Here is a 24,518-nt window from a genome sequence, read left to right on the forward strand (position 1 = left end):
ATTTCAACAAGTGGGAAAGTTTCAAAAAATACAGTGCTGCAGATCGAGCAGTGATATGAAGTGATCAATAATAAAATAGTGATTTTCCTTCCGGGCATATTGTTGCTTCAATAACAACATTTACATCATTTTTAATTGTTAAAAGAAGAGGTAAAGTTAATTTCAAAAATATTAAGATTCTTATTCGAACAATGATTTAAGCAGTTATGCAACTTTGACTTTTTCTTTATGAATGTTTATAAGTTTCATTAAATAACAGACATATTTTTTTACACCTATTTGCTTTGTGATACTCATTCAATTAGTAATTTAAAAACCGAAAAAATCGTACAAAAAGCCACTTTAAAGTTTTCAATAAAAAACGTTTAAAAAATATATTTCGAAAATACAGTACAATTTGCTGAACTATTTAATAATGAATTTGTGATTTTTAAGTCAAACTTTAAAAATCACAAAATATGAGCATTTCAAAATTTAGTGAAGCATAATCAAAGTAATAAAATAAGTAGTGTTATAATTTATTTATATTAATCGAAAGGATATTTATGAGTCATTCAGCATGAGACAAAATGGAAATACTTGCAAAAGAATATGTTGATTCAGCGTATAAAGTTATATCAATCAATTTTTTAGAATCAGTAAAAAAAGGTGAGTTTAAAAAGCAAAAACAGTTGGCGGAAGAATGTTTTGTTAGTGAGTCTACAGTGACAAAATTCGCTAAGCATCTTGGCTTTTCTGGATATCGAGAGCTTTTATTTTATTTTAAAAATGAAATCGATGACTTCTATAATAATCAGAACACTGAAAACGAGGGTACAATATTTAGTCCAATATTGAATTGAATAAGTATGAATAACTCAAATATTAAAACTATTTGCGAAAATATACTAAGTGCTGGCGATATTAACATTTTAAGTTCTTACCAAACCAAATCATCAGCAAAATTTTTATATGAAGTTTTATCTAATTTAAATTTTAGACCATATTTTTTAAATCACAATTTAAATCCATTTTGAAAAAATGAAAGCAGTAAACAAGAAAAACTAGGCGACTTTAGCTATAATATAGTATTTTTTATGGGACCAGATAATAATTGTTTGATGGATACACTAAACCTACTAGAAAAAAACATGAAGAATCAAAAATTTTTAATTTTTTCTTCCGAGAAGCAGTCACAAAAATTAAGTTTAAAAAATTCCCAAATTCTAAAAGTTAATTTAAAAGGAGTTGGACAAAATTTTGTAATAAGAACAACAGCTTTACATATGTTAATTTTAGAAATTTATAAAGCGATATTAAAAACCACAAATTAGTGGTTTTTTAGTAAACTACTTTCCATTTTGTAAAAATAAAGAAAAATATAATAAAAAATGCAACAGAGCAATAATATATTGGAAAATATTCTAGAAAGGAATTAAGAATATGGAAATAAAAATTTATGCTCCAGTTGATGGTATTGTGAAGAAAATTGAAGACTGCTCAGATAAAACATTCGCACAAAAAATGCTTGGTGATGGTTTTTTAATTATTCCAAGTTCAAATGTTTTTAAATCAATTTTTGATGAAGCAAAAGTTTCAATGATTTTTGATACCAAACATGCATATGGGTTGGAAATACAAGGTCTAAATGTGCTTATACATTGTGGTATGGATACTGTAAATTTAAATGGTGAACCATTTAATTCAAAAGTCAAAGTAGGTGACTGAGTTAAGGTTGGTCAGGATCTGTTCGAAGCAGATATTAAAAAAATAAAAGGCTTAAAGTTATCAGTAGAAACACCAATAGTTTTTGACCAAGCTAACATTCAAAGTTTTTTTATAAAAGATTTAAAAGTAGGAAAAGTAAAACAAGGAGAACTTATTTGTTCTATTGATTACACTTTAAAAGAAGAAAAAACGGAGAATGTTAATAAAAAAATAGACGCACATGAACTTTTTTCTGGCGTTTCTAAATATGAAAAACAATCAAGGGAAATAAATAAGGCTGTTGGTGGAAAAGAAAACTATGCAGAAGCTTATAATTGTATGACAAGATTGCGTTTTTCAATTAAAAATAAAGATTTAGTTGATGAAAAAATATTAAAAAAAATTGAAGTAGTAAAAGGTGTCATTTGAAATGGAACTGAACTTCAAGTTGTTATAGGACAAGATGTTTATAAAGTTAAAGATGAAATATTAAAACAAAATGATTTTGCAAATTCAATTGCACAATCAAATGGAGAACACACTGAGAAAGTTTCATTGTTTAGAAAAGCTTTATCAATGTTTTCTGGAATAATGGTAAAAATAATTCCTGTTATGGTTGGAGCTGGTTTAATCCAAGCAATAATAGCTATTTTAATTCAATTGAATGTTATGCCAGATATATCATTTGCTCAACAAGTTGCAGGTTCAGCTCAAACATGAATATTTGATAAAGATTTAAGTGTTTTTTGAGTAATATTATTTATAGCGGGAAAAACAAGTCAATATTTTATGGGAATAATGATTGCTTGAAGTGCAGCTAATTATTTTAAATTTGATTATATTTTAGGTATAGCTCTTGGAGTTATAATGTGTTCACCTTTCTTATTTGGTGATGGTGGACAAGCAGGATTTGGCTTCCAATGAGTTATTATAAATTTTGGAGATTTAAATACTGGAAATCCAATGCTAGATAATATTTCAAAAGTTATAATTACAGGATTAAGTACAAAAATATTTGTAATTATAGGTGCCATATACTTAGCAAAAAGATTAAATGATTGAATTAAGTCATGAATACCAATTACATTAGAATTAATGTTCAGACCTTTCTTAATATTTATTATTGTAATTCCAATAGCATTCTTTGTATTCTTGCCAATTTGAAACATTTTTGAAACACTTTTTGGATCTTTAATGTTTTATGTTGGAAAAATGCCGCTAGGAATAGGTGTTGGTATATTTGTTGGTCTATGACAAGTAACTGTTATTTTTGGATTACATATGATGCTTGCGATTATTTCTATTATTGATTTTAACAATAATGGTGGTCAATCAATTTTTGGTATAGCTGGTTCTGTATCTGTTTGAGCTCAAGTTGGAGCACTTATTGGTGTTGTTATTGTAACTCAAAATGCGCAGCTTAAAAAACAAGGAGTTGGAATGATTGCAGCAGGCTTCTTGGGCATAACTGAACCAATTCTTTATGGAATTAACTTACCTAAAAAACGCCCATTATATGCGGGGGTTATTGCGGCATTCGTTGCTGGAGCCTTGATGAATGTATTAGGTGTTACCCAAAGAGCAAGTTCAGGTTTAGGTGTGTTTGAAGCTATAGGATTTTTCTCTGATCCTGTTATGGGTGGAGTAGGTAAAATTTCTGCTGTTGAAAATGGATTATTCTACTTATTAGGATGTGCAGTATCATTTGGAGGGGCTATTGGTCTTTCAATGTTTATGTATAAAGAACGCCCATCAGAAAAAAAATTAGTTAAAAAAACTATTTCCAAATTATTTACTATTTCCAAATTAGAAAATAACTTTTCAAAAGAAGATGAAAAAGAAATTAGTATTAAATTAAAACAAGTATTAAAACTTATTTCAAATGATGATGAAAAAATGATTAAATCTGAAGAGAAAAAAATTCAAAATTATTTAAAATTTGAAACAAAAATTCAATCACTGATTGAAAAGGAAGAAAAAATGAAAAATTCAATTTTAGTTAAAGGAAAAAAAGCTCTAAAAAATAATAATGAAGAATTAGCAAATAAACTTTTACTAAAATGAGAATCTATAAATTTTAAAGATAAATTGCAAGAATTAGAAAACTTAAAAATTGAAGCTTATAAATTAATTAATTTTAGTCAATTGGAAAATTTTGTTAACAATAAACAAAATTCAATAGAAGAAAAATTAATAGATATTAATTTTGCTGATAAAAAAATGTTGAATGAATTGATTCCTGAATTAAACAATGATTTGAACTCTCTAAAAATAAATTACAATTTATTAGAACCGAAAACTTTGTTAATTAATTTAGATAAAATTATTAATGATAAAAAAGAAAACATTAAAGCCTCAAAAAAAAGAAATTTAAGCTAGGAAAAACGCCTTTAAGGTGTTTTTTTAAAAAATACTTTCTAATAATAAAAGTATTTTTCAAATTAAAGATAAATAAAAACTATCTTTTATAAATAAGGATAATAAAAATAAAGGAAGGACTAAAATGAAAAATTTTTGCTTTGATATAGGCGGAATGAGTACAAAGTGTATTATGTTTGAAAATAAAAATAAATTAGTTTCAAAACAGTTATTTTACAAATCAAGTGATATTATTGCAATGTCAACTAAGTTGAAAGAAGTTTTAGATTTAATAATTGATTTTATTAAAAATAAATAGTGAAAATGAACAAGAAAATTTAAGAGTAGGTATTGCTTTGCCAGGTGTTATAGATAGTAAAAACAAAAAAATTATTGAACATGGAGCCATCATTGATGATGGATTGGATATAGTTAAATACCTTGGTGATCACCTAAAATGTAAAAATATAATAATAGAAAATGATGCCAAAGCACCAGCTTATGGTGAGATAATTTTTGGTGACCATGAAAATGTTAATAATTTAGTTTATTTATCAATTGGTACTGGACTAGGGTGTGGCATAATAATTGACAGAAAAATAATGAAGTCTAAAACACACAAAATTGGTGAATTGGGAAAACAATTTTCCAATATAAATAAAAGTAAAAATGATTTGGTAGTTGCTTTAGAAACGGCTATGGGCGGAATGTTATAAAAATATAAATGCAAACTGGAAAAAACATTAACGGTATAAAGCTTTTAGATTTATTTTTTGATGAAGATATAGTAGCAAAAAAATATTGATGATTGAGCAGAGTCTTTTGTTAGAACAATATTAAATTTAGATATATCTAATAAAATTGAGATTTCAAATTTACAAAATCAAGCAGCATGTTATGGAATGCTAGCTTTATTAGAAGGAGAAAATTATGAATAAATTTCCAAAAGAATTTTTATGAGGTGCATCTACAAGTGCATATCAATTTGAAGGCGCAATAAACGAAGGCGGAAAAGTTCCTTCAATAATGGATCGTTTTGATGAACAACCCACTTACCCAAAAGGTATAACAGGTTTTAAACATGCATCTGATCACTACAACAATTGAAAAGAAGATGTTGCACTAATGGCTGAAATGGGGTTTAAATCTTATAGATTCTCTATATCATGGCCAAGAATTATAAAAAATAAAGAAGGCGATGTAAATAATGAAGGAATAAAATTTTATAATAATTTAATTGATGAATTATTAAAACACAAAATAGAACCAATTGTTACAATGTTTCATTTCGATACTCCAGACTTTATCCAAGAGGTTGGTGGTGCATGTACAAACGCATTTACTGAATTATTTGAAAAGTATTCAAAAGTTTTATTTGAAAATTTTGGTTCTAAAATTAAGTACTGATTAACAATTAATGAACTTAATATGTTTGCATTAGCAGCACAAGTTATTGGTGTTGTTCCACCTGGTCAAAATGTAAACCCTTGACAATTAATGCATCATTTAAATGTAGCTCAAGCAAAGTCAATCATTCTATGTAGAAAGATGTGTCCAGATGCTAAAATAGGACCTGCTCCAAACATTTCAACAGTTTATTCAAACTCAAATAAACCAGAAGATTACTTAGCCAAATTAAATTTAGACATGGTGAGAAATTGAGTTTACCTTGATGCTGTTTGCAGAGGAGGTTATAGTTCAATATTCATGAATGGATTAAAAAAAATGGGCCTAGAAATTGTTATAACCGAGGACGAAAACAAAATGTTAAAAAATTCAAAACCTGACTTTATAGCATTTAACTATTATTCGACTATGACGGCTCAAATGCCAATAAATGAAAGTTTCAAAAAGGAGAAAAATAATAAAGATCAGCAAACTGGGCTTTCAATACCTGGTTTTGGTGAAGCTGTTAAAAATAATCAACTTCAAAAAACACAATTTGGATGAGAAATAGATCCGATTGGCTTCAGAAATACATTGAGAGAAGTTTATGACAGATATCAATTGCCTATTATGATTACTGAAAATGGTATTGGTGCCAGAGATGTTCTAACAAAAGATGGCAAAGTGCATGATGACTACAGAATTGATTATTACCAAAAACACATAGAGCAAATGGCTCTTGCTATTGAAGATGGTGTAGAAATGATTGGTTATATGCCATGAAGTGCAATCGATTTAGTTTCAACACACGAAGGTGTTTCAAAGAGATATGGATTTGTATATGTAAACAGAGATGAATTCGACTTAAAAGATATGAAAAGAATTAAAAAAGATAGCTTCTACTGATACAAAAAATTAATTGCATCAAATGGTGAAGAAATTTAATAATAAATAAGGAGTAAAGAAATGAATAAAAAACTAGAATTCCCGAATGATTTCTTATGGGGTGGGGCAACAGCCGCAACCCAAATTGAGGGAGCATACAATGTTGATGGAAAATCACTTTCAGTAATGGAAATGATACCATTCATTGAATTAAAGGACAGAAAAGATCTTTCACAAACAAGAAAATTAACAACACAAGATTTGATTGATTCAATTGAAAATAAAAAAGGTTTACATTACCCTAAAAGATATGGTATAGATTTTTACCATAGATATAAAGAAGACATAGCATTGTTTAAAGAAGCGGGTATGAAAATATTTAGAATGTCAGTTGCTTGAACAAGAATATTTCCAAATGGTGATGAAGCAGAACCAAATAAAAGAGGTCTAGAATTTTATAGAAGTGTTTTTGAAGAATGTAAAAAGCAAGGATTAGAAGTTATGGTTACTATTAATCATTTTGATATGCCTTTTTCTATAACACAAAATTATGGTGGATGAAAAAATAGAAAAGTTATCGATATGTATTTCAAATATGCTAAAACTTTAATTGATGAATTTCATGAATATGTAAAATATTGGCTTCCTTTTAATGAAATAAATTTGGGTGTGTTATTTTCTGCAATGGGATTAGAAGGCAGCACAGAAGATAAAAGTCTGGCTGAAAGATTGGCGGGAACATATCAGGACCTTCATAACCAGCTTGTTGCACAAGCCAAATTTATAGAATATGCAAAAAAATTTAATAATACAAAAGTAGGTTGCATGGTAGCTGATGCTACTACATATGCACTTGATTGTAATCCTATAAATGTATTAGAAAACCAGCAAAAAGAACAAATGAAAAAATTCTTTTATTATGATGTAATGACTACTGGTGAATACCCAAGTTACTCAAAAAGATATTTCAAAGAAAACGGAATAAGTATTGTTAAAGAAAATGGTGATGATGAAATTCTAAAGAACAATACTGTAGAATTTATTTCATTTAGTTATTACATGTCTAGCACAATAGCAAAAGAAGAAGTTGAATTAACTGAAGGTAACTTAATGAAAATGGGAAAAAATCCGTTTTTAGTTGCAACTGAGTGAGGATGACAAATAGATCCACTTGGTTTAAGATATTGTTTAAATCAATTGTGGGATAGATATCATTTACCATTATTCATTTCTGAAAATGGTATGGGTGTTCTTGAAACTTTAAACGAGAAAAACACAGTTGAAGATGACTACAGAATTGAATATTTAGGTAAACATTTTGAACAAATGAGTGAAGCTATTAAAGATGGTGTTAATTTATTTGGTTACACAATGTGAACGCCAATTGATGTTGTTAGTGCAGGATCAAATGAAATGTCAAAACGTTATGGTTTAATTTATGTAGATTATGATGATTACCATAAAGGAACAGGAAATAGATTTAAAAAGAAATCTTTCTACTGATTCCAAAACTTTATGAAAACAAAAGAAATATAAAATAAAAAACAGCACATTAATTGAGGTTGTCAACTAAAATTGACAGAAAAAAGAACCTCTATATTTGAATAGACCCTGTTCGAATTTCGAATGGGGTTTTTATTTGATTTCTTATTGGCCTAATATAATTGTAAAAATCAATATAATTATTGATAATCTTATAAATATTTCTATCTGATAGTTGAGCAATTTTATATGTGTAAATACATTCATTTTTAAGTGTTCCAAATCAACTTTCACATGCTCCGTTATCTGGTGAATTTCCTCTTCTAGACATTGATATTTTTATTTCAAGTGCATTACATATTTCAACTCATTCAGAAGAAGTATAGTTTGATCCTTGATCAGAATGAACTATTACTCCTTTTGGTATTCCTGCAATTATTCAAGCATTTTTTAAGTTACTATGAGAAAGATTATTATCAGGTCGATTTGATACTTTTCAATTTATAATTTCTCCGTTATATAAATCTCTAACAATTGATAAATAGCGCATTCCATCTTTTGTTCTAATATATGTTATATCAGTTACTCATTTTTCATTAAGCTGAGTAGCTTTAAAATTTCTTTTTAATAAATTGGGATGGCGTAAATCCCCTGATTTATCATACTTAGGTTTTTTGTGCCTTCTAATTGCTTTAATATTAAGTATTCTCATATGTCTATAAACAACTCATGGCTTTAAACTAAGTTTCTTGTATTTATTTAATAATAAGCAAATCATTTTGTAACCGTAAACGCACTTAAATTTTAGGTATGTATCTAAAATCAAACTTGCTAAATCTTGATTATAATTTTTATATTTAGGTTTGCCATTTTTTAACCATAAATAATATCCTTGCCTTGTTACCTTAAATTTACGACATAAAAAATCAACAGTATAATCTGTTGACATTTCATGTATAGCGAAGAACTTGTCTTTAATTGTCTTCGCCAAATGCTTTTTTAGAGCTATGTGAAATCTCAATCATTCTTCCAAATCAGTTCTTGACATCTTGCTAATTTATTCATCAGTTGGTTCAACTAATTTAAAACTTTTCTTTCTTTTTATTTTTGATTGTAAGCCATGACCTCATTCTAAATTATCTGGGTTATGTTTCAATTCTCTATTTCATCTTTTGTTCATTGTTTAGCCATAATAAAAGAACACCTTTCAATAAAATTTTATAACAGAATCAAGATAGGTTCTTTTTTCTGTCAATTTTATTTTAGATGTTCATTAATAAAGCTCTTTTTTATTTACCTAAACAATATTTTTTAAAAATATTATCAATTATTTCTTCATCATATTGTTCACCAATTAATTGATTTAAATAATCTCATGTTTCATGAAGATCAACATTCACAATATCAATTGGCATTCCATCAATAATTGCTCTTAGTGATCTTTCTAGTCTGTCTTTAACTTGCTCAACAAGGGAAATTTGTTCTAAATTAATAAGTATTAAAGAATCATTTTTTATTAACTCTTCATTTATGTGCATTTCCTCAATTCTTTTAATTAAGTTATCAATGTCGTTATTGATTGCACTGGTGTAAACAAAATTTGTTTGTTCTTTATTAATTTTATTTTTTTCTTCCTCGCTAATAAATTCACTTTTATTAAAAACCAAAATATGGTTTTTACCTTTTAACTTATCAAAAATCATTTTATTTTCTTTGTCATTAATTGCTTTATAATCGACTACAAATAAAATTAATTCTGCATCATCAATCATTTTTAATGACTTTTCAATTCCAAGACCTTCTACAATATCTGTTGTTTCTCTAATACCTGCAGTATCAATTAAATTTAAGCTAATATTTTCTAAATTAATTTCTCCAGTAACAATATCTCTTGTTGTTCCATGAATATCTGTAACAATTGCTTTATCTTCATTTAGTAATGCATTCAATAAAGAAGATTTACCAACATTTGTTTTACCAACAATTGCTGTCTTAATACCATTGGTATTTTTTAAAGCCATTTTTGATCTTTTTAATAAGTTATTAACTTCTTCATTTATGTCAGATAAGGCTTTTGTTAATTCAGGAATACTGCTTCCCTCAACATCATCATAATCAGGATAGTCAATTGAAACTTGGATTCTAGAAATAATATCTAAAAGATTCCCCTTTAAGTTAATAATGCTTTGATTATGAGCACCACTCATATTGTTAACACCAATTTTTAAAGCTAATTCATTCTTAGCAAAGATTAAGTCATTAATTCCTTCTGCTTGAATTAAATCAATTTTATTATTTAAGAAAGCTCTTTGGCTAAATTCACCTTTGTTAGCCATTCTTGCACCATTCTTGATAATTAAATTAATTATTCTCTGAGTGTTTAAAATACCCCCATGACAAGCGATTTCAACTACATTTTCACCAGTAAAACTTGCAGGAGAAACAAATGATGTTATAACAACTTCATCAACCAACTCTTGACCATCAAACATTTTTCTAACTCAAACATTTTTTTCTTCTTTAATTTTTGTTTTTAATAATTTATTAATAATGTTAAAACTGTCATCACCACTAATTCTGATTAAAGAAATAGCTTGTGTTGATATATTAGTTGTTGGTGCTACTATAGTTTGATTTAAATTGTTCATGTAGATCTCCTGTCTTTATTAATTATTATACTATTTTAGCAATAAAAAAAGATTCCGAAGAATCTAATTGATTAAGCTATATTTCCACCAATAGCACCACCAATTGAAATCATAACAATTGAAAGTACAAATAGAATAACTAATATAGGTCACATAACTTTAAAGAATTTTGTGTAATCTATTTTTGCAATACCAATAGCAGCCATTATAATACCAGATGTTGGTGTAAACAGATTTATGAATCCGTTCGCCATAGAAAAGGCAGTTATAGAACCACTAGCCAATACTTCTGAGTCTTTTGCAAGAACCCCTCCTAGTAATGGGAATACTGCTCTAGCAAACCCTGATGTTGAGGGAATAAATAATGAAAGAGGAATAAATAATATAAATAGAATAATTAGAATACCAATTGATGAATTAATTCCACCAATTGAACTAGCTAAACCAGAAACAACTAATTGTTGTATAAGTGATTTTTCAAGTGCTCAGCCAATCCCACCTGCAACAGCAATAACTAAACAAACTCCAAATAAATCTTTAGCTCCAGTCATAAATTGATCTAAGAAACCATCTTCGCCTAATCCGTTAACTAATCCAAGCACAATTGAAGATAATAAGAAAATTGCTGAAACAACAATAAATCCACCATTTCCAAAACCTTCAGCTTGACTTGATAAATAAGGAATGTGTGTATTTATTCATTCTCCAAATTTATAAAAAGGCCCAAAGCTTGTTTTGTTATCATAACCTAAAATACTATCTCAACCCACCATATAGAAAATCATTAATATAAATGTTAATCCAAAAAATACTAAAGTTAATTTTCTTTTTCAATTCATGTCTATTTTTTCAGCTGCTTCATTTAAAAAGAATTTTTTATCTTCTTCCATTGTTTTGAAAACAACTGATTTTTGAGGATTCATTTTAACTCTTCATGAATATCACATTACAAAAATTATAGATGCAGTTGTCATAACAAATCAAGATGTAAGTCTTCAAACTAAACCATCACCAACAGAGGTCTCAATACCAGCACCAGAGTTATTTATTGTGTCAACAGCAACCCCAATTGCAAAAGGATTAACTGTTGAGTTCATTACTCCAACACCAGCACCAAGTAAAACAATCATAAATCCAGTTAATTTATCAAAACCAGCTGCCATCATTAAAGGGATACAAATCATATAGAATCCTAAAGATTCTTCAGCCATACCCTCAGCACTACCAACTATAGAGAAGAAAACCATTAAAGGTATGATTGCTCATATTTCTTTCCCTTTAAGTGCAGATGTTATGTTTTGTGAAAATCCTTCTAAAGCTTTAGAGCAAATAACAATATTTAAGAAACCTCCTAAAGCAACTAAGAAAACAATAATTTCTGCACCACTGACAAAACCGTTTATAGGAGCAATAAACAAATCAAATATTCCTAAAGCAACAATATCGTGTGATTTGTTTTTGTCGTCAACAACACTAACACCGCTTCATTTTAGAATTCAACTTATGAAAATAATAAAAGCAATAATTAGTAAAAGAATAGTGAAAGCAGAAAGCATTTTAAATTGTTTTTTTTCTTGTTCATTAGGAATGCTTTTATTTTTTCTAAAAGGATTTCTTATTTTAAAATCGTTTTTCATTTTTTTCCTTTCTTTTTAGTAAGCAAAAAGATTATATAAAAAAATGAGCATTAAAGCGCTCATTAATCATTCATTGTGTTATTTTTTATTAAAAATTCTTTGTTTTAAAGTTTTAATATCTGCAATAATACTTAAATTGTCTTCAACTTTTACATCTGGATTGATTTCACCATCTCAACCATCTACGTAAGGATCTTTTTTAAATTTATATTCCTGAATTAAGAAAACAAAAATATTGATTGTTAAAGAAATTACTAAAATAATTAAAAATCACATTCCTGAACTTGTTAATTCTCAATTTCCATCAGCAATATTTTTAGGTTCTCATATAAAAGCAAAGATTCCAAAGAAAATAAATATTGTCATAAAGAACGAAGAAATAATTCCACAAATCATAAATAGCTTTGTTTGCTCAACTTTAACTTTTTTGGTAAATCTGTTAACAACTCCAGCAATCATAACAGCTAATACCATTATGAATACAAGTGCACTTGTTCCTGAAGAAAATCAGTTAATGTAATCTGCAGGTTTGTTTAGTAGTGCTTCTATTGAATCAACTTTTCCAACCCCAGCAGTTGAAGATAATCCATCTCAACCGTCTCTTGTTGTACATATACCGATAGTTATTAAGAAAGTATAAGCAACCATGAAAATAAACAATTGAATAACTCCTGCTTCTTTGTATGACATACTTCTTTTTTTTGTATAAATAGTTTTGTTGTTAGCATCAGAAGCTAAATCAACAATAGCAATATCAACAAATATGCTTGAACCTAATAGACAAATAGTCATTAAAATTAAGTTTGAAATAATTCTGGCAGCATTATTATCTTTTCCACCCAACATTTTTTCAAATAGCTTAACAATTGAACCGTCTGGTGAACCCATAAATAATGAAAGTGCCATTAATACATAAAATATTGCAACAAATATCATTCCAGCAAATAATGCTTTTGGAACAACATCTTTGTGTGTAGCTGTTTTCTGCGCATTAGCAATATAAACATATCCATCAAATGCAAATAATATACCACCAAATCCACCTAAGAAAAGTAAAGGAGATCAACCATATTTATTATGATCTGTAGGTCACATTGCGCTTGTTCCACCAGTTTTATCAATTAAAATAAAACCTGCAATAAATGCTATTAGTAGAGGTAAAAATTTTATTAAAATCCCAATTATTTGTATTCTTCTATTAATGAATCTTTTATAAATAGATAAAATCGTACAAGTTATAAATATACTAAATCCAACTAATAAATAAATAATTAATTGTTGATAAGGTGTAATTGGAGCACCAATTGCTAAAAGCAGATAGTTAACAGCACCAGCCACAAATACGCTTTGTGTACTAGGAATATAAACTCATCCATACATAATTGAAAAAAATGATGCTGTTTTTCTATTGATAAATATTTTTGCTCAATTACCTAATGTACCATTTCCAAAATGTTTTGTTGAAGAAGAAATCTCAATAAAAACAATCATTGACATAATACATATAACTCCAACAAATGATCAAAGAATTAAAGCAATAATTGGGTTGTTTGTTTGATCTAATAATTCACTGTTTTTCATATATATACCAGAACCAATTACAGTTCCAATAACCATTACAAAAAGAGTTAAAAATTCAAACGTTTTAGTTTTAGTTTTTTTAATGTTCATTTTTTAACCTTTCTACTTGATTATGTGTTTAAAAATAATTGTAAAGGAAAAAATCAAAAAGTGAAAAACAAAATAAAAAACGCAGTTAAGCGATTTTTATTTTATGAATTCTTGATTCCCAAAGTATGGCTTAAGTACTGTCGGAATAATTAATTTTTCACCGTCTCAATAATTCTCTAAAATTGCTGCAATTAATCTATCAATAGCAACTCCAGAACCGTTTAATGTATGAACTAATTTTACTTCCCCATTCGCGTCGCGATATCTTGTTTGCATATTTCTAGCTTGGAAATCTGTACAGTTTGAACAACTTGAAATTTCACGATATTTATTTTGCTCAGGAAATCAAACTTCTAAATCATAAGTTTTTGTTGAACTAAACCCAACATCTCCTGTACATAATTCAACTACACGGTATGGTAAATTAAATAATTGAAGAACAGCCTCTGCATCTTTAACCATTGCTTGTAACTCAATTTCACTTGATTCTTGATCAGTTAATTTAACTAATTCAACCTTATTAAATTGGTGTAGTCTAATTAAACCTTTTGTATCTCTACCAGCACTACCTGCTTCTTGTCTGAAACATTGAGAATATGTTGTATAGTGAATTGGCAATTGATTTGCATCTAAGATTTGACCAGCATGTAAATTAGTTAACGGAACTTCTCCTGTAGGAATTAAGTATTGATCATTTGTTGTAATATATGCGTCTTCTTTAAATTTTGGTAATTGTCCTGTTCCATACATAGCTTGCGGATTAACAAGAAGTGGAACTGTAATTTCTTTATAACCCTTGCTTGTGTGTAAGTCTAAAAGAATGTTTGCTAAACTTCTAACTAATTTAGCACCTAAACCAGTATAAACAACAAATCTTGAACCGCTTAGTTTAGGTCCTGCTTCAAAATCAACTAATTTTAGTTTATCTGCAATATCTCAGTGAGCTGTATCATGGTTTTTAACAAATTCATTTCCTCAAACTCTAACTTCAATATTATCATTGTCGTCATTACCAACAGGCATATCATCATTAGGGATGTTAGGAATGTTTTGTAATTTAATTGTTAACTCTTCTTGAACTTCTTTTAATTTTTCATCAAGTGTATCAATTTTTGTATTAATAGATGCTACATCATTTTTAATTTTGTTAGCTTCTTCAACGTGCTTGTTTCTCATTAATTCACCAACTTGTTTTGATAAATTATTTTTATTTGCTTTTAAATTTTCTACTTCTTTTAAAATTGATTTTCTTTGAATATTTAATTCAACAGCTTCATCAAGAATTAATGTGTACTCACCGCTTCTTTTATTTAGTTGTTCTTTAACTTTAACTAAATTACTTTCAATAAAATTTATGTCTAACATTTTTCCTCCAAGTTCACTTAAGTGATTACTATATAAAATTATAATACAAATTCATATATAAAAAATCTATTCTTGTCGCAGAGAAAACATAATTGTTTATTTATTAAAGAAATAAGGTAAAATTTAAAAATGTATAGGAGATAACAAAATGGATTTACAAATAAGAGCAATAAGCCATAAACATAATGCAAAAATAGCAATAGTTGATATTAGTGAAAGTATGAGAGAAATTTGTAATTTACAACAAACAAACCCTTTTATAAGTATTGCTTTATCAAAATTTACTGTTGGTAATACATTGATTTCATTAGATAATAAAGAACTTGCAAAAATTAATTCTAATTACATTTCAAATAATGGAGCAGTTAAAAAAATGATTGCAGAATTTCAAAACAACAAAGTTAGAGCATATGCTCAAGTTAAAGATTTTGAAATCGAAGAATATATACCACGATTAAGTAATAACCCTGTTTTTGCAACAGTAGGAACACAAGGACAGCTTTTAAATAGTAGAGACATGGGTTTAAAAGAACCTTATGTTTCAACAATCAACACAGATTCACCTAATATGGATCATATTTGAATGGATTTTTTAAGAGATAGTAACCAAGTTGGTTCACTTTTAACAAGTGACGTAAAATTAGATGATGATTTGAAAGTGCAAAAAGTTGTTGGAATATTAATTCAATTACTACCTGAACACACTCAAGAAGATATAGAATTATTGGAATCAAAGTTAGGAAATACTAAATTTATCTGTGAAATTTTAATGAAATCAACCAATTACTATGAGGTAATAAAAGAAATTTTTGAAGACGCTATAATTTTAGAAAGCAAAGAAATCATTTTTGAATGTACATGCAACGATAAAAAAATACTTGACTCAGTTAAATTATTAGGAAAAAACGATATTGAAGAATTAATTAATAATGAAGAAGACGTTCAAGTTATTTGTGATTTTTGTAACAAAAAATACATTGTTAAAAATGAGCAACTTAAGATATTAATTTAATTTAAACAAAAGGAAAGGACAATATATTTGCCTAAAATCCTTTTGTTTTTTTCTATTAATGTTAAAATCATAAAGATATTGTTTTAACATTTTTATAAATTTTTAAGAAAGAATAGGTACAAATAATGGCTAATGATAAAAGAAATGCTAACGCCAACACTTGATCTAAAGCAGAAAATACAAAAACTGTTAATGCACAAAAAGCAACACAAGTTAAGACTGAAGCTACGTATAATAAGGAAATTGTTGATAAGTACAAGCAGGCTATACATTCAACTAATAAACCTTTAAAACAAAAAGCAACTGCAAAAAAAGCAGTTGAACCTAAAATTGAACAAGTTAAAAATCAAAACATTAAAAAAACTCCAAAAAATGAAAGTTCTTTAAGTGAAAAAGAACAAAAGTTAATTGAAAGAGTAAAAGAAAAAGAATTAATTAAACAAAAACTTGCAGAAGAAAAAAAACATAAAAAAGAAAATAAAAAACAAGCTAAGTTGATTTATAAAGAACAAATTCAACAAGAAAAAGAAAGAATTCTTTCAGAAAAAAAAGAAAAAGAATTAAAAATGAGACAAGAAGCAGAATCTAAAAGAATTGCTGCTGAAAAAGAAAAAGCTCAAAAAATAGCTCAAGCACAAAAGTTAATTAATGAGAAAAAAAATGCAACTGAAAAAGCTGAAAAAGAAAAACAAGCAAGGGAACTAAAAATGAGACAAGAAGCAGAAGCAAAAAAACTTTTAGAAGAAAAAGTTGAGCGAGAAAAAAATAAAGAATCAGTTAAAGAACAAAAAAAACCTACCAAAACCGAAGTTGTTAAAGATAAAGAAATTAAAGTTTTTCAACCAACAACCGAGTCTGAGGCTAAACGTGAATTTATTGAATTAGAACCTAAAACTAATTTTGATAAAGGCGTTAAAGGACTAAAACAAAAAAATAAATATCAAAAACAATTAACAAATAAATACTCAAAAGGTATTTTAAGTGAAGGAACTATTGTTACAACAACAAATTGCCGCCCAAACACTTTAGAGCATATTATTGAATTAAAAGATGTTAAAAAATCATACATTACTGGAGATTTGGAAACACCGATTTTAAAAGGTATTGATGTAAAATTAGACAAAGGTGATTTTATTGTTATATTAGGACCTTCAGGATCTGGAAAAACAACCTTCTTAAACGTTATCTCTGGATTAGATAAAGCAACTGAGGGTGATGTATTCATCTTAGGTTCAAACTTATCTTTATTAAAAGATTCACATTTAACAAAATTCAGAAGAAGAAATGTAGGATTTATTTTCCAACAATATAACTTATTAACAAATTTAACTTCAAAAGAAAATGCTGAAGTTGGTCAAAATCTTGCTAATAAAAATAAACAAGGTATGAGTATTGAAGAAATCTTTGAAACTATTGGAATGAAAGAACAAATGAATAAGTATCCTCATCAAATGTCAGGGGGGCAACAACAAAGGGTTTCTATCGCTAGAGCTTTAGCTAAAAATCCTGAAATATTGTTTGCCGATGAGCCAACAGGTGCGTTAGATGAAGAAATGGGACGTAAAGTTTTAGAAATTTTAGTAAAAGTTAACCGTGAACAAAAAACAACAGTTGTAGTAGTTACTCACAACCCTAACATTGCAAAAATTGCTAATACAGTAATTCATATTAAAAACGGATTAATTGACAGTTTAGAAAAAAACTCAAAACCAGCTGATCCAAAAACTATTGAGTGATCATAGAAAATGAACCTATTATGGTTCTTTTTTTGTTTTTATTAATAATAAGTTTTATAATTAAAATATTATATAAAAGAAAGTTGTTGAAATAAAATGAAAAAACTATTATTAACACTATCATCTGTATTTATTATTGCTGGTGCTGCAGGATCTGTAGTTTCTTGCGGGGTGAAGCCTGAGAAAAATGTAATTTTCGCTCTTATTGGAGGTTCTTCAATGAGTGACACCGATTTAGAAAAACTTAATGCTTATAAAGAAATGGCTGATGAATTTAATGAACAGAATAGAGACAAAGAAGGTTTTGTTCCTGTAAATGTTGTTTGAAGGGAATCAAGTTATCTTAATAATGCTGTTTTAACAGGAGATAATTTACCCGATCTATATATATCTTATGTTGATGCAGCTTCTACTTACTTGGAGTCAACTGTCGCTGATCAAGTAAGAGACATGGAAAAATCAATGGGCGATCAAGGTTTTGAAAAATTTAAAGATGATTTAATAACACCTGCATTTATTGACGAAGGAAAATATAAAGATACTCAAGTAGTGCTGCCATTTGGTAAATCATTTGATATTTCAGTTATTAATGTTAATTTACTATTTCAGTTTATGGATCTTTTTGATGATCAAAACGTTAAAAATAAATTATCCGATCTTCAGAATACTTATGCTAAATATAACAATGAAAGATCTAGTGTTCTTGAAAATAAGACTGAAATGTCAGGAACAAAAGTTTTTAGAGAAGGTTTAAAGTTAGTTCCAGATGGGGAAATTTTTAAAGAGAAAGATAATGTAATTTCTATTGATAAATCTACATACAATAGTCTTGTTGAATTATTTTCAAAAGTTGAAAACTCAGTTGAAGGTATTAAATCAATTTTTGCGTTAACTAAAAACGTTTTAGCTTTAACAAAAGCAATGAACCAGATAATTCAAAAAAATGGTTTAGATGTAACTGTTAAAATTGAGGACAATAAATATGTGAAGCCAAATGAAAAATATAATTTTGCGTTTGGAATAGATTCACTTGATAATAAATATTATATGGATTATGCTTCAACAGATAAAGGGCATGAAATAATCGATGTTAAAAATGATTCAGATTTTTGATATAACACAAACTATGAAAATAAAATTGCAGAGATTAATTTAGAATCAAATAACCAAAGCTTTAAAGAAACTTCAGAATATTTACAAGGAATGAAGGATATAGCTGTAGACAATATAAAAGATAGCAAACCAGGATTAAGTTATTCTGAACAATGAAATGGCGTATTTTCTACTTCTAGATATGAACAAAATTCTCAATCAAAGACATATATAACTCAAGACTTTACTAAAGGCACAATGTTTATGGGAAGTGCATCTTCTGCTAATGATTTTTACTTTACATCTTCATGGGAAAAAGAAGTAGATGTATATAATGATAATCAAACCAGGAATGCAAAACCTTCTAGAGAAGTTGCAAAATATTCACCCGTAACAAGAGCTGATATATTAACAACTTCAAAAACTAATGGTTCAAATCCTGAAAAATCAGTTTTTATGTCTCAAGGAAGAGGGATAGCAGGTTTTAAATCAAATGGAAGTAATGCAGCTCAAAAAGAGGAAAGCGTGAAAGGGTTTTTAAATTATATTATGCAACCTATACCTACTGCAAGATTTGCTTTAAGAACAAGTTATATGCCAGCAACAAAATCTGGAATGTTGATTTATGAAAACTACTTAAATGGTAATTTTAATAATGAAAATAATACTCATACAAATGAAAAAGCTTTGGCAGAAGCAATCGTTGATATAAAAAAAATATACGATAAGGAAGACATAAATCCTGCTGTTGCTAAAGAACTAATTCCAATGTATTTTAGACAAATAAAAAATAATAAAGGAACTCCTGAATGAAAAGCAGGAATAAGTCCTGTTAATACAGGGTTTATCAATGATTATTTAAATCCAAAAATTTCAACAAATGACACTGAAAATAAGAGAAAAAATATAAGTTTGGTGTCTTCAAAAGCTAATCCTGTTACAGATATTGTAAGAAGTGGTTTAAAAAACGCCATTTCAGGCACTAATGGAGTTATGGATTTATTAAATAAGAAAGATATGAAGTTTTTTGACTTATTAAACAAACCTCAAAATTCAAAAGACACAGCTTATCTTTCTTATTGATTAGGTAGAAATCAAGGAGATTTTTACAAAGAAATACACATTACTTATCCATCAAAAAAAGCACAATAGGTGCTTTTTATTTCATTATTTTATTTATTATGTTTCCTTCGTGATGAATCATTTGATTTATCTTTTCATTATTTTTTGTCAAATTATATTCAAAAGTATTATTCAAATGTGCATAATCAATCGAGTTATCATATTCTGACACAGATCTGACTGATTTAGGTGCCACACCAGTTATTTTTATAAAATCCTGTTCCTGCTTTTTTAAATCTCTCATAATATTATGAATTAGTCTTCCTCTTGTAGGATCATTTTTTAAAGCAGAACCGCTTAAATCATTTGGTCTTTCGTCAGGAAAGACCAAAGCATTAGCATAATTTTTTCATTCTTTAGTGGCAGTAGTCCCTGAGATTATTACATATTCAGGAACTCTTGACAATTGACCTATCATTTTAGTAATAGATTGTGCAGAATTTGCAGAACCATGATGCGCAGGTAAGTAAATATCAATAGGTTTTTCTTTTATTTTATTTTGAACATTAGGATCTTTCATTATTGGTGTTAAACTAGTATTGGAATTTGACTTTCAAGAATTATAATCTTGCATGTCACCAGGAAGTAAAAATGTTTTTTCATTAACTGTAAATCTTCATATTGCACTTGTTGAATTTGGATTTTGCTTATAAGCTGAATCCAAGCTACTTTTAGAAGCATATGCTGATAAGTTTTCAATGTTAACCCCCATAAATTGATAGTTTTTTGAAAAACTTGTATCAACCCTAACATTTTCACCTCTTTTTAAATTATGAATAGTTTTTTCCAATCCTACATTGTCCATGGGAGCTACAACTGTTCCAACTTCAAAATTATTAATTGTGTTAGCTAGAGCACTAAAATGGTCTTGATGTTTATGAGAAATAAGAATAGCATCAATATACTTTACACCAGCTACTTTTTTCATATAATCAACAACTCATTGCGTTCTTTCATCACTGTCCATTTTTCAATTGCCTGTTTCAGTTGCTTTTGAATCATGTTCATGAATTTCATCATCACTAAGTCCCTCATTCACTGCTCCAGCCATTCCTACACCAACATCAAAAACTATCGCGCGATCTTCATTTTGTAAAAAAGTGTAATTAGCATTTCCAACTGATAATACTCAAAAAGATGAATAACCATTTAAATTAGAGTTGCTTCCATTTCCTTCTCCACCATTATTGTTATTATTTTCAGGGTCTGTTATCTCATTTTTATTTCCACAAGAAACCAAAAGTGAACTTGTTCCAAAAGTTAAACTAGCTGCAAATAATACACTTATAACTTTTTTCATATAACCTCCAAGTTTTGAATATTCTCTCACAAATAAAATTAAAAAATGTATAAAAAAATACAACTAAAGAATTATTTTAATATATAATTTTTACAACAACTTAATATTGCAAAAACTTATACAGGGTAGCATAATGGGCTACTGACCCGCCTCAAGACCAATCTTGAGACTATAAGTTTTAAGAGAGGGATTGTTTTTGCTTGCACAAAAACACCCTCTTTTTCTTTGTTTAAGTTGTGAAGGAGAATTATGAAAAAATTATTAATTATTTTATCAACATTTTCATTATCAGCTAGCACTTTTTCATTTACAGTTTCGTGTTCTAATGAAAAAGATTTTAGAGGTGGCACTGTAAAATTAAATGAAATAAGTAATTTAAAATTAAATATTGGTTATGTAAAGGCAAATACCCCATCACTAATTGCTATAACTTTTGCAAGCAAAAACAGTGGGATTTTGCCTAAAGGAACAACAGCAAATGATTTCTATGTAACAGATATAACGGATTCATCTGCTTTATTATATGGTAAAGAAAGTTCAAAAATATTTGACTCAAAAAAACAATATGCAGTTAATATTGTTTTTGAAATCAAAAATGAGAGCTTAGATGTACCTATTGATTATGATCAATTAAATGTTGGAATTTGAAATCAAAATTCTCAAGGTTTTTATTATTCAAACAATTCTGAAGCGGAATACTATGATTCAACTAAAAATTTGAGCGGTGAAGCTTTAAAAAATGAACTTTATACAATATCACACAAAAATTTTGTTACATTGTCATATGATACAGCAAAAGAAGCTTTAGTTCAAACTGATTTAATTGTTAAGGATGGTGAAACTTTTATTTATGGTTTCTACGATGGCCAGTTGTATAAACCAAAATGAGAAGGTGGGCAAAGCAATGATACTTGAAATAGAGAACATATATGACCACAATCAAAATTCGATAAGTCAACTTCAAGGGGAGACTTACATAATTTAAGAGCATGTAATGTAAAAACAAATGCAGTCAGAGGGAATAGATATTTTAAAGATTCTTTAACATCAACAGAAAAAAATACTATTGTAAGTTCTGATGCTTATTTTCCAGGGAAAGATTTTAAAGGAGATGTATCAAGAGCTTTAATGTACATGGCAATTCAGTACAAAGATTTAAACTTAACAAATAACGAATCATTAATTAAACCAACAAACGCAAAATACATGGGAGTTTTAGATATACTTTTAAAATGACATAAAGAAGATCCGGTAGATGCTTTTGAAATGCAAAGAAATGAAATTATATACAAACACTATCAAAAAAATAGAAATCCTTTTATTGATCATCCAGAATATGCACATTTAATTTGAGAAAATAAAACAATTTCAGATTTACTAGAATAAAATACCAAATCATAATTTTTCGAACAACTTAATATTGCAAAAACTTATACAGGGTAGCATAATGGGCTACTGACCCGCCTCAGACCAATCTTGAGACTATAAGTTTTAAGAGAGGGAATGTTTTTTGCTTATACAAAAACACCCTCTTTTTCTACTTTCTTATGTTTTTTTGTATTAAAAAGTTGTAAAAAGCAAACAAAAAAGGGGACATAAATGAAAAAATTATTAACAATATTATCAGCTGTTGGAATATCAGCTACATCAGCTTCTGTTGTTGTATCATGTAGTACAAAAGATGGTAAAGGATACCAAAATATTAAATCTATTGAGTCAGAGTTGTCTGCTTTAGTTTTAACTAAAACAGATAAAGCATGAACAATTGAAGATTTACAAAAAGAAGTTGACTTAAAATATGGAGCGAGTGAACTTAAAGTTGAATCAATTACCGTTGATTCAACAAATGATAAAAAAGCAAATATTAAAATAAGTGCAGTAGGAAAAAAATTTAAAGGTTCAGTAACAATTGAACATAATTTTGAAGCAGGGGCATCAAACTCAATTGATATTTCAACTTTAAGTTTTAATGATAATTTATACATGGAAGCAGAAGACTTAGCAGATTTAGATAAAGTTCTAACTGCAATACAAGAAAACTCAACATCAACTGAAAGTTCTAATATAGATTGAACAAAACTTAAAATAGAAGCCAAAGAAGATGGTTTATATTTAGTTCCAAACATTGATCAGACTTATTCAGGTTCAAGAAAATTAAATGTACAAGAAAAATTGAAATTAAGTCAGTTAGAATTGCAAGCTAATGTTGGTTTTGTTACTTCAAATAACTATGCAATTATATTGGATGCATTCTTAGAGGCAAATAAAACTAAAATTTCAGAATTAGGAATTAGTGCAAAGACTAACTATTATGTTGCAGTTGATGCTAATGGTAAAGCAACTATAACTGGAAATAAAAATAGTAAAATGGTTTCATCAGTTGATACTTTAGAACTAACTTATGAAGTTCAAGATAAAAGAGTAAATTTAGATGAAATAGAAGGACTAGTAAATAAAGTTGTTTTAGTTCAAGAACCAACCACATCAACAACAGCTATTAGAGATGCATTTTTTGCTGCAAACGAAACAACATTAAAAGCTATTGATGGTCTTAGTGAAATTAAGTCATCATCAGATTTATTTATAAAGAATTCAAATTGAAACAAGGCTGAAAAAACAGTAATAATTGAAGCTAAAAATACAAGTACAATTCTGAAATCAACAAATGGAATTAAAGTTACTTATTCAGTTGATTCACCAAGTAATATTTTAGACTTAAGTAATTCTGAATCTGGCATAAATTTTGACATAAGACCAGCAAACGGAATGAATACTTTTCCTACTAAAGATTCAAAAAATGGTAAAAAAAGACCAAATAAATGATCTAGTCCGTTGGAAGAATTTTATAAATTGAATGAATCAAAATTTAAGAAATTTGATATAAAAAACGCTTCAGATCTACAAACTGAAATAAATCCAAGTAGTGCCAAATACTCAGATAATTCAACTATAGAAAATGCACCAAAAGAAGACGACTGAATTTGCTTAACTGCTAAATCAGATTCAACAAAAATAAGAGGAACATTCTTTATACAATACAGAATTAACTAATATGCACAAAAGCAGTTTGCCTTATTTTATCTAATATAAAATAACCCCTAGAACTATTAATACCTAAATTTAAAGTAAGCTAAACTT

General features: G+C 27.8%; 18 protein-coding genes and 2 riboswitches. Of the genes, 11 read left to right on the forward strand and 7 right to left on the reverse strand.

Annotation, left to right across the window (positions count from 1 at the left end):
- Positions 1–545 precede the first annotated feature (545 nt).
- The 6 genes from MCOLE_RS00060 (at position 546) to MCOLE_RS00080 (ending at position 7,851) form a co-directional block, all read left to right on the forward strand.
- Entirely contained in the window at positions 546–1,313 is a 768-nt protein-coding gene (locus tag MCOLE_RS00060) for a MurR/RpiR family transcriptional regulator (RefSeq protein ID WP_167373843.1), read from the forward strand.
- A gap of 109 nt (positions 1,314–1,422) precedes the next feature.
- Positions 1,423–4,065, forward strand: a complete 2,643-nt coding sequence (locus tag MCOLE_RS00065) for a glucose PTS transporter subunit IIA (protein ID WP_100670375.1) — start codon at positions 1,423–1,425, stop codon at positions 4,063–4,065.
- 124 nt (positions 4,066–4,189) lie between these two features.
- Positions 4,190–4,363, forward strand: coding sequence for a hypothetical protein (locus MCOLE_RS03645; RefSeq protein WP_157844801.1), 174 nt, complete (start codon positions 4,190–4,192; stop codon positions 4,361–4,363).
- Positions 4,341–4,760, forward strand: a complete 420-nt coding sequence (locus tag MCOLE_RS00070) for an ROK family protein (RefSeq protein ID WP_100670377.1) — start codon at positions 4,341–4,343, stop codon at positions 4,758–4,760. The genes MCOLE_RS03645 and MCOLE_RS00070 overlap by 23 nt, the downstream gene beginning before the upstream one ends.
- A 214-nt stretch (positions 4,761–4,974) precedes the next feature.
- On the forward strand, positions 4,975–6,375 hold the full coding sequence (locus tag MCOLE_RS00075; RefSeq protein WP_100670379.1) for a glycoside hydrolase family 1 protein: 1,401 nt from the start codon (positions 4,975–4,977) through the stop codon (positions 6,373–6,375).
- Positions 6,376–6,396: 21 nt separating this feature from the next.
- Entirely contained in the window at positions 6,397–7,851 is a 1,455-nt protein-coding gene (locus MCOLE_RS00080) for a glycoside hydrolase family 1 protein (RefSeq protein ID WP_100670381.1), read from the forward strand.
- A 58-nt stretch (positions 7,852–7,909) separates the two neighbouring features.
- Here the strand turns inward: MCOLE_RS00080 and MCOLE_RS00085 are convergent, their stop codons facing one another.
- From MCOLE_RS00085 to serS, 6 genes are all read right to left on the reverse strand, one after another.
- Positions 7,910–8,845 carry an IS3 family transposase gene (locus MCOLE_RS00085; protein ID WP_100670383.1) on the reverse strand — a complete coding sequence of 312 codons (936 nt, stop codon included), beginning with the start codon at positions 8,843–8,845 and terminating at the stop codon, positions 7,910–7,912.
- A 9-nt stretch (positions 8,846–8,854) separates the two neighbouring features.
- Positions 8,855–8,977 (reverse strand): hypothetical protein, encoded by a 123-nt coding sequence (locus MCOLE_RS03800; protein ID WP_279627051.1) that lies wholly within the window; start codon positions 8,975–8,977, stop codon positions 8,855–8,857.
- Between the two features lie 109 nt (positions 8,978–9,086).
- Complete coding sequence (gene mnmE, locus MCOLE_RS00090) at positions 9,087–10,445, reverse strand: tRNA uridine-5-carboxymethylaminomethyl(34) synthesis GTPase MnmE (protein WP_100670385.1); 1,359 nt, start codon at positions 10,443–10,445, stop codon at positions 9,087–9,089.
- A gap of 71 nt (positions 10,446–10,516) precedes the next feature.
- The gene (locus tag MCOLE_RS00095) at positions 10,517–12,082 is read right to left on the reverse strand and encodes a YfcC family protein (protein ID WP_100670387.1); all 1,566 of its coding nucleotides are present in this window, start codon (positions 12,080–12,082) and stop codon (positions 10,517–10,519) included.
- Positions 12,083–12,160: 78 nt separating this feature from the next.
- The gene (locus MCOLE_RS00100) at positions 12,161–13,753 is read right to left on the reverse strand and encodes an APC family permease (protein WP_100670389.1); all 1,593 of its coding nucleotides are present in this window, start codon (positions 13,751–13,753) and stop codon (positions 12,161–12,163) included.
- 96 nt (positions 13,754–13,849) lie between these two features.
- On the reverse strand, positions 13,850–15,118 hold the full coding sequence (gene serS, locus MCOLE_RS00105; protein WP_100670391.1) for a serine--tRNA ligase: 1,269 nt from the start codon (positions 15,116–15,118) through the stop codon (positions 13,850–13,852).
- Between the two features lie 148 nt (positions 15,119–15,266).
- Here serS and MCOLE_RS00110 point away from each other — a divergent pair, with 148 nt between their 5' ends.
- From MCOLE_RS00110 to MCOLE_RS00120, 3 genes are all read left to right on the forward strand, one after another.
- Entirely contained in the window at positions 15,267–16,130 is an 864-nt protein-coding gene (locus tag MCOLE_RS00110; RefSeq protein ID WP_100670393.1) for an Hsp33 family molecular chaperone HslO, read from the forward strand.
- A gap of 875 nt (positions 16,131–17,005) precedes the next feature.
- Positions 17,006–17,872 (forward strand): ABC transporter ATP-binding protein, encoded by an 867-nt coding sequence (locus MCOLE_RS03830; protein WP_420866550.1) that lies wholly within the window; start codon positions 17,006–17,008, stop codon positions 17,870–17,872.
- 90 nt (positions 17,873–17,962) lie between these two features.
- On the forward strand, positions 17,963–20,110 hold the full coding sequence (locus MCOLE_RS00120; protein ID WP_100670397.1) for a hypothetical protein: 2,148 nt from the start codon (positions 17,963–17,965) through the stop codon (positions 20,108–20,110).
- 7 nt (positions 20,111–20,117) lie between these two features.
- Here the strand turns inward: MCOLE_RS00120 and MCOLE_RS00125 are convergent, their stop codons facing one another.
- Positions 20,118–21,380 (reverse strand): MBL fold metallo-hydrolase, encoded by a 1,263-nt coding sequence (locus MCOLE_RS00125; protein ID WP_100670399.1) that lies wholly within the window; start codon positions 21,378–21,380, stop codon positions 20,118–20,120.
- Between the two features lie 114 nt (positions 21,381–21,494).
- Positions 21,495–21,557: riboswitch (nucleoside riboswitch) on the forward strand.
- A gap of 72 nt (positions 21,558–21,629) precedes the next feature.
- On the opposite strand from MCOLE_RS00125, the gene MCOLE_RS00130 reads away from it, so the two are divergent.
- Positions 21,630–22,766 (forward strand): endonuclease, encoded by a 1,137-nt coding sequence (locus tag MCOLE_RS00130; RefSeq protein WP_100670401.1) that lies wholly within the window; start codon positions 21,630–21,632, stop codon positions 22,764–22,766.
- A gap of 42 nt (positions 22,767–22,808) precedes the next feature.
- Positions 22,809–22,870, forward strand: a riboswitch (nucleoside riboswitch).
- A 109-nt stretch (positions 22,871–22,979) separates the two neighbouring features.
- Positions 22,980–24,431, forward strand: a complete 1,452-nt coding sequence (locus tag MCOLE_RS00135) for a lipoprotein (RefSeq protein WP_100670403.1) — start codon at positions 22,980–22,982, stop codon at positions 24,429–24,431.
- The last annotated feature ends 87 nt before the right edge of the window (positions 24,432–24,518 follow it).

The organism is Mesoplasma coleopterae, from assembly GCF_002804245.1.
GTDB classification, from domain to species: Bacteria; Bacillota_I; Bacilli_A; order Mycoplasmatales; family Mycoplasmataceae; genus Mesoplasma; species Mesoplasma coleopterae.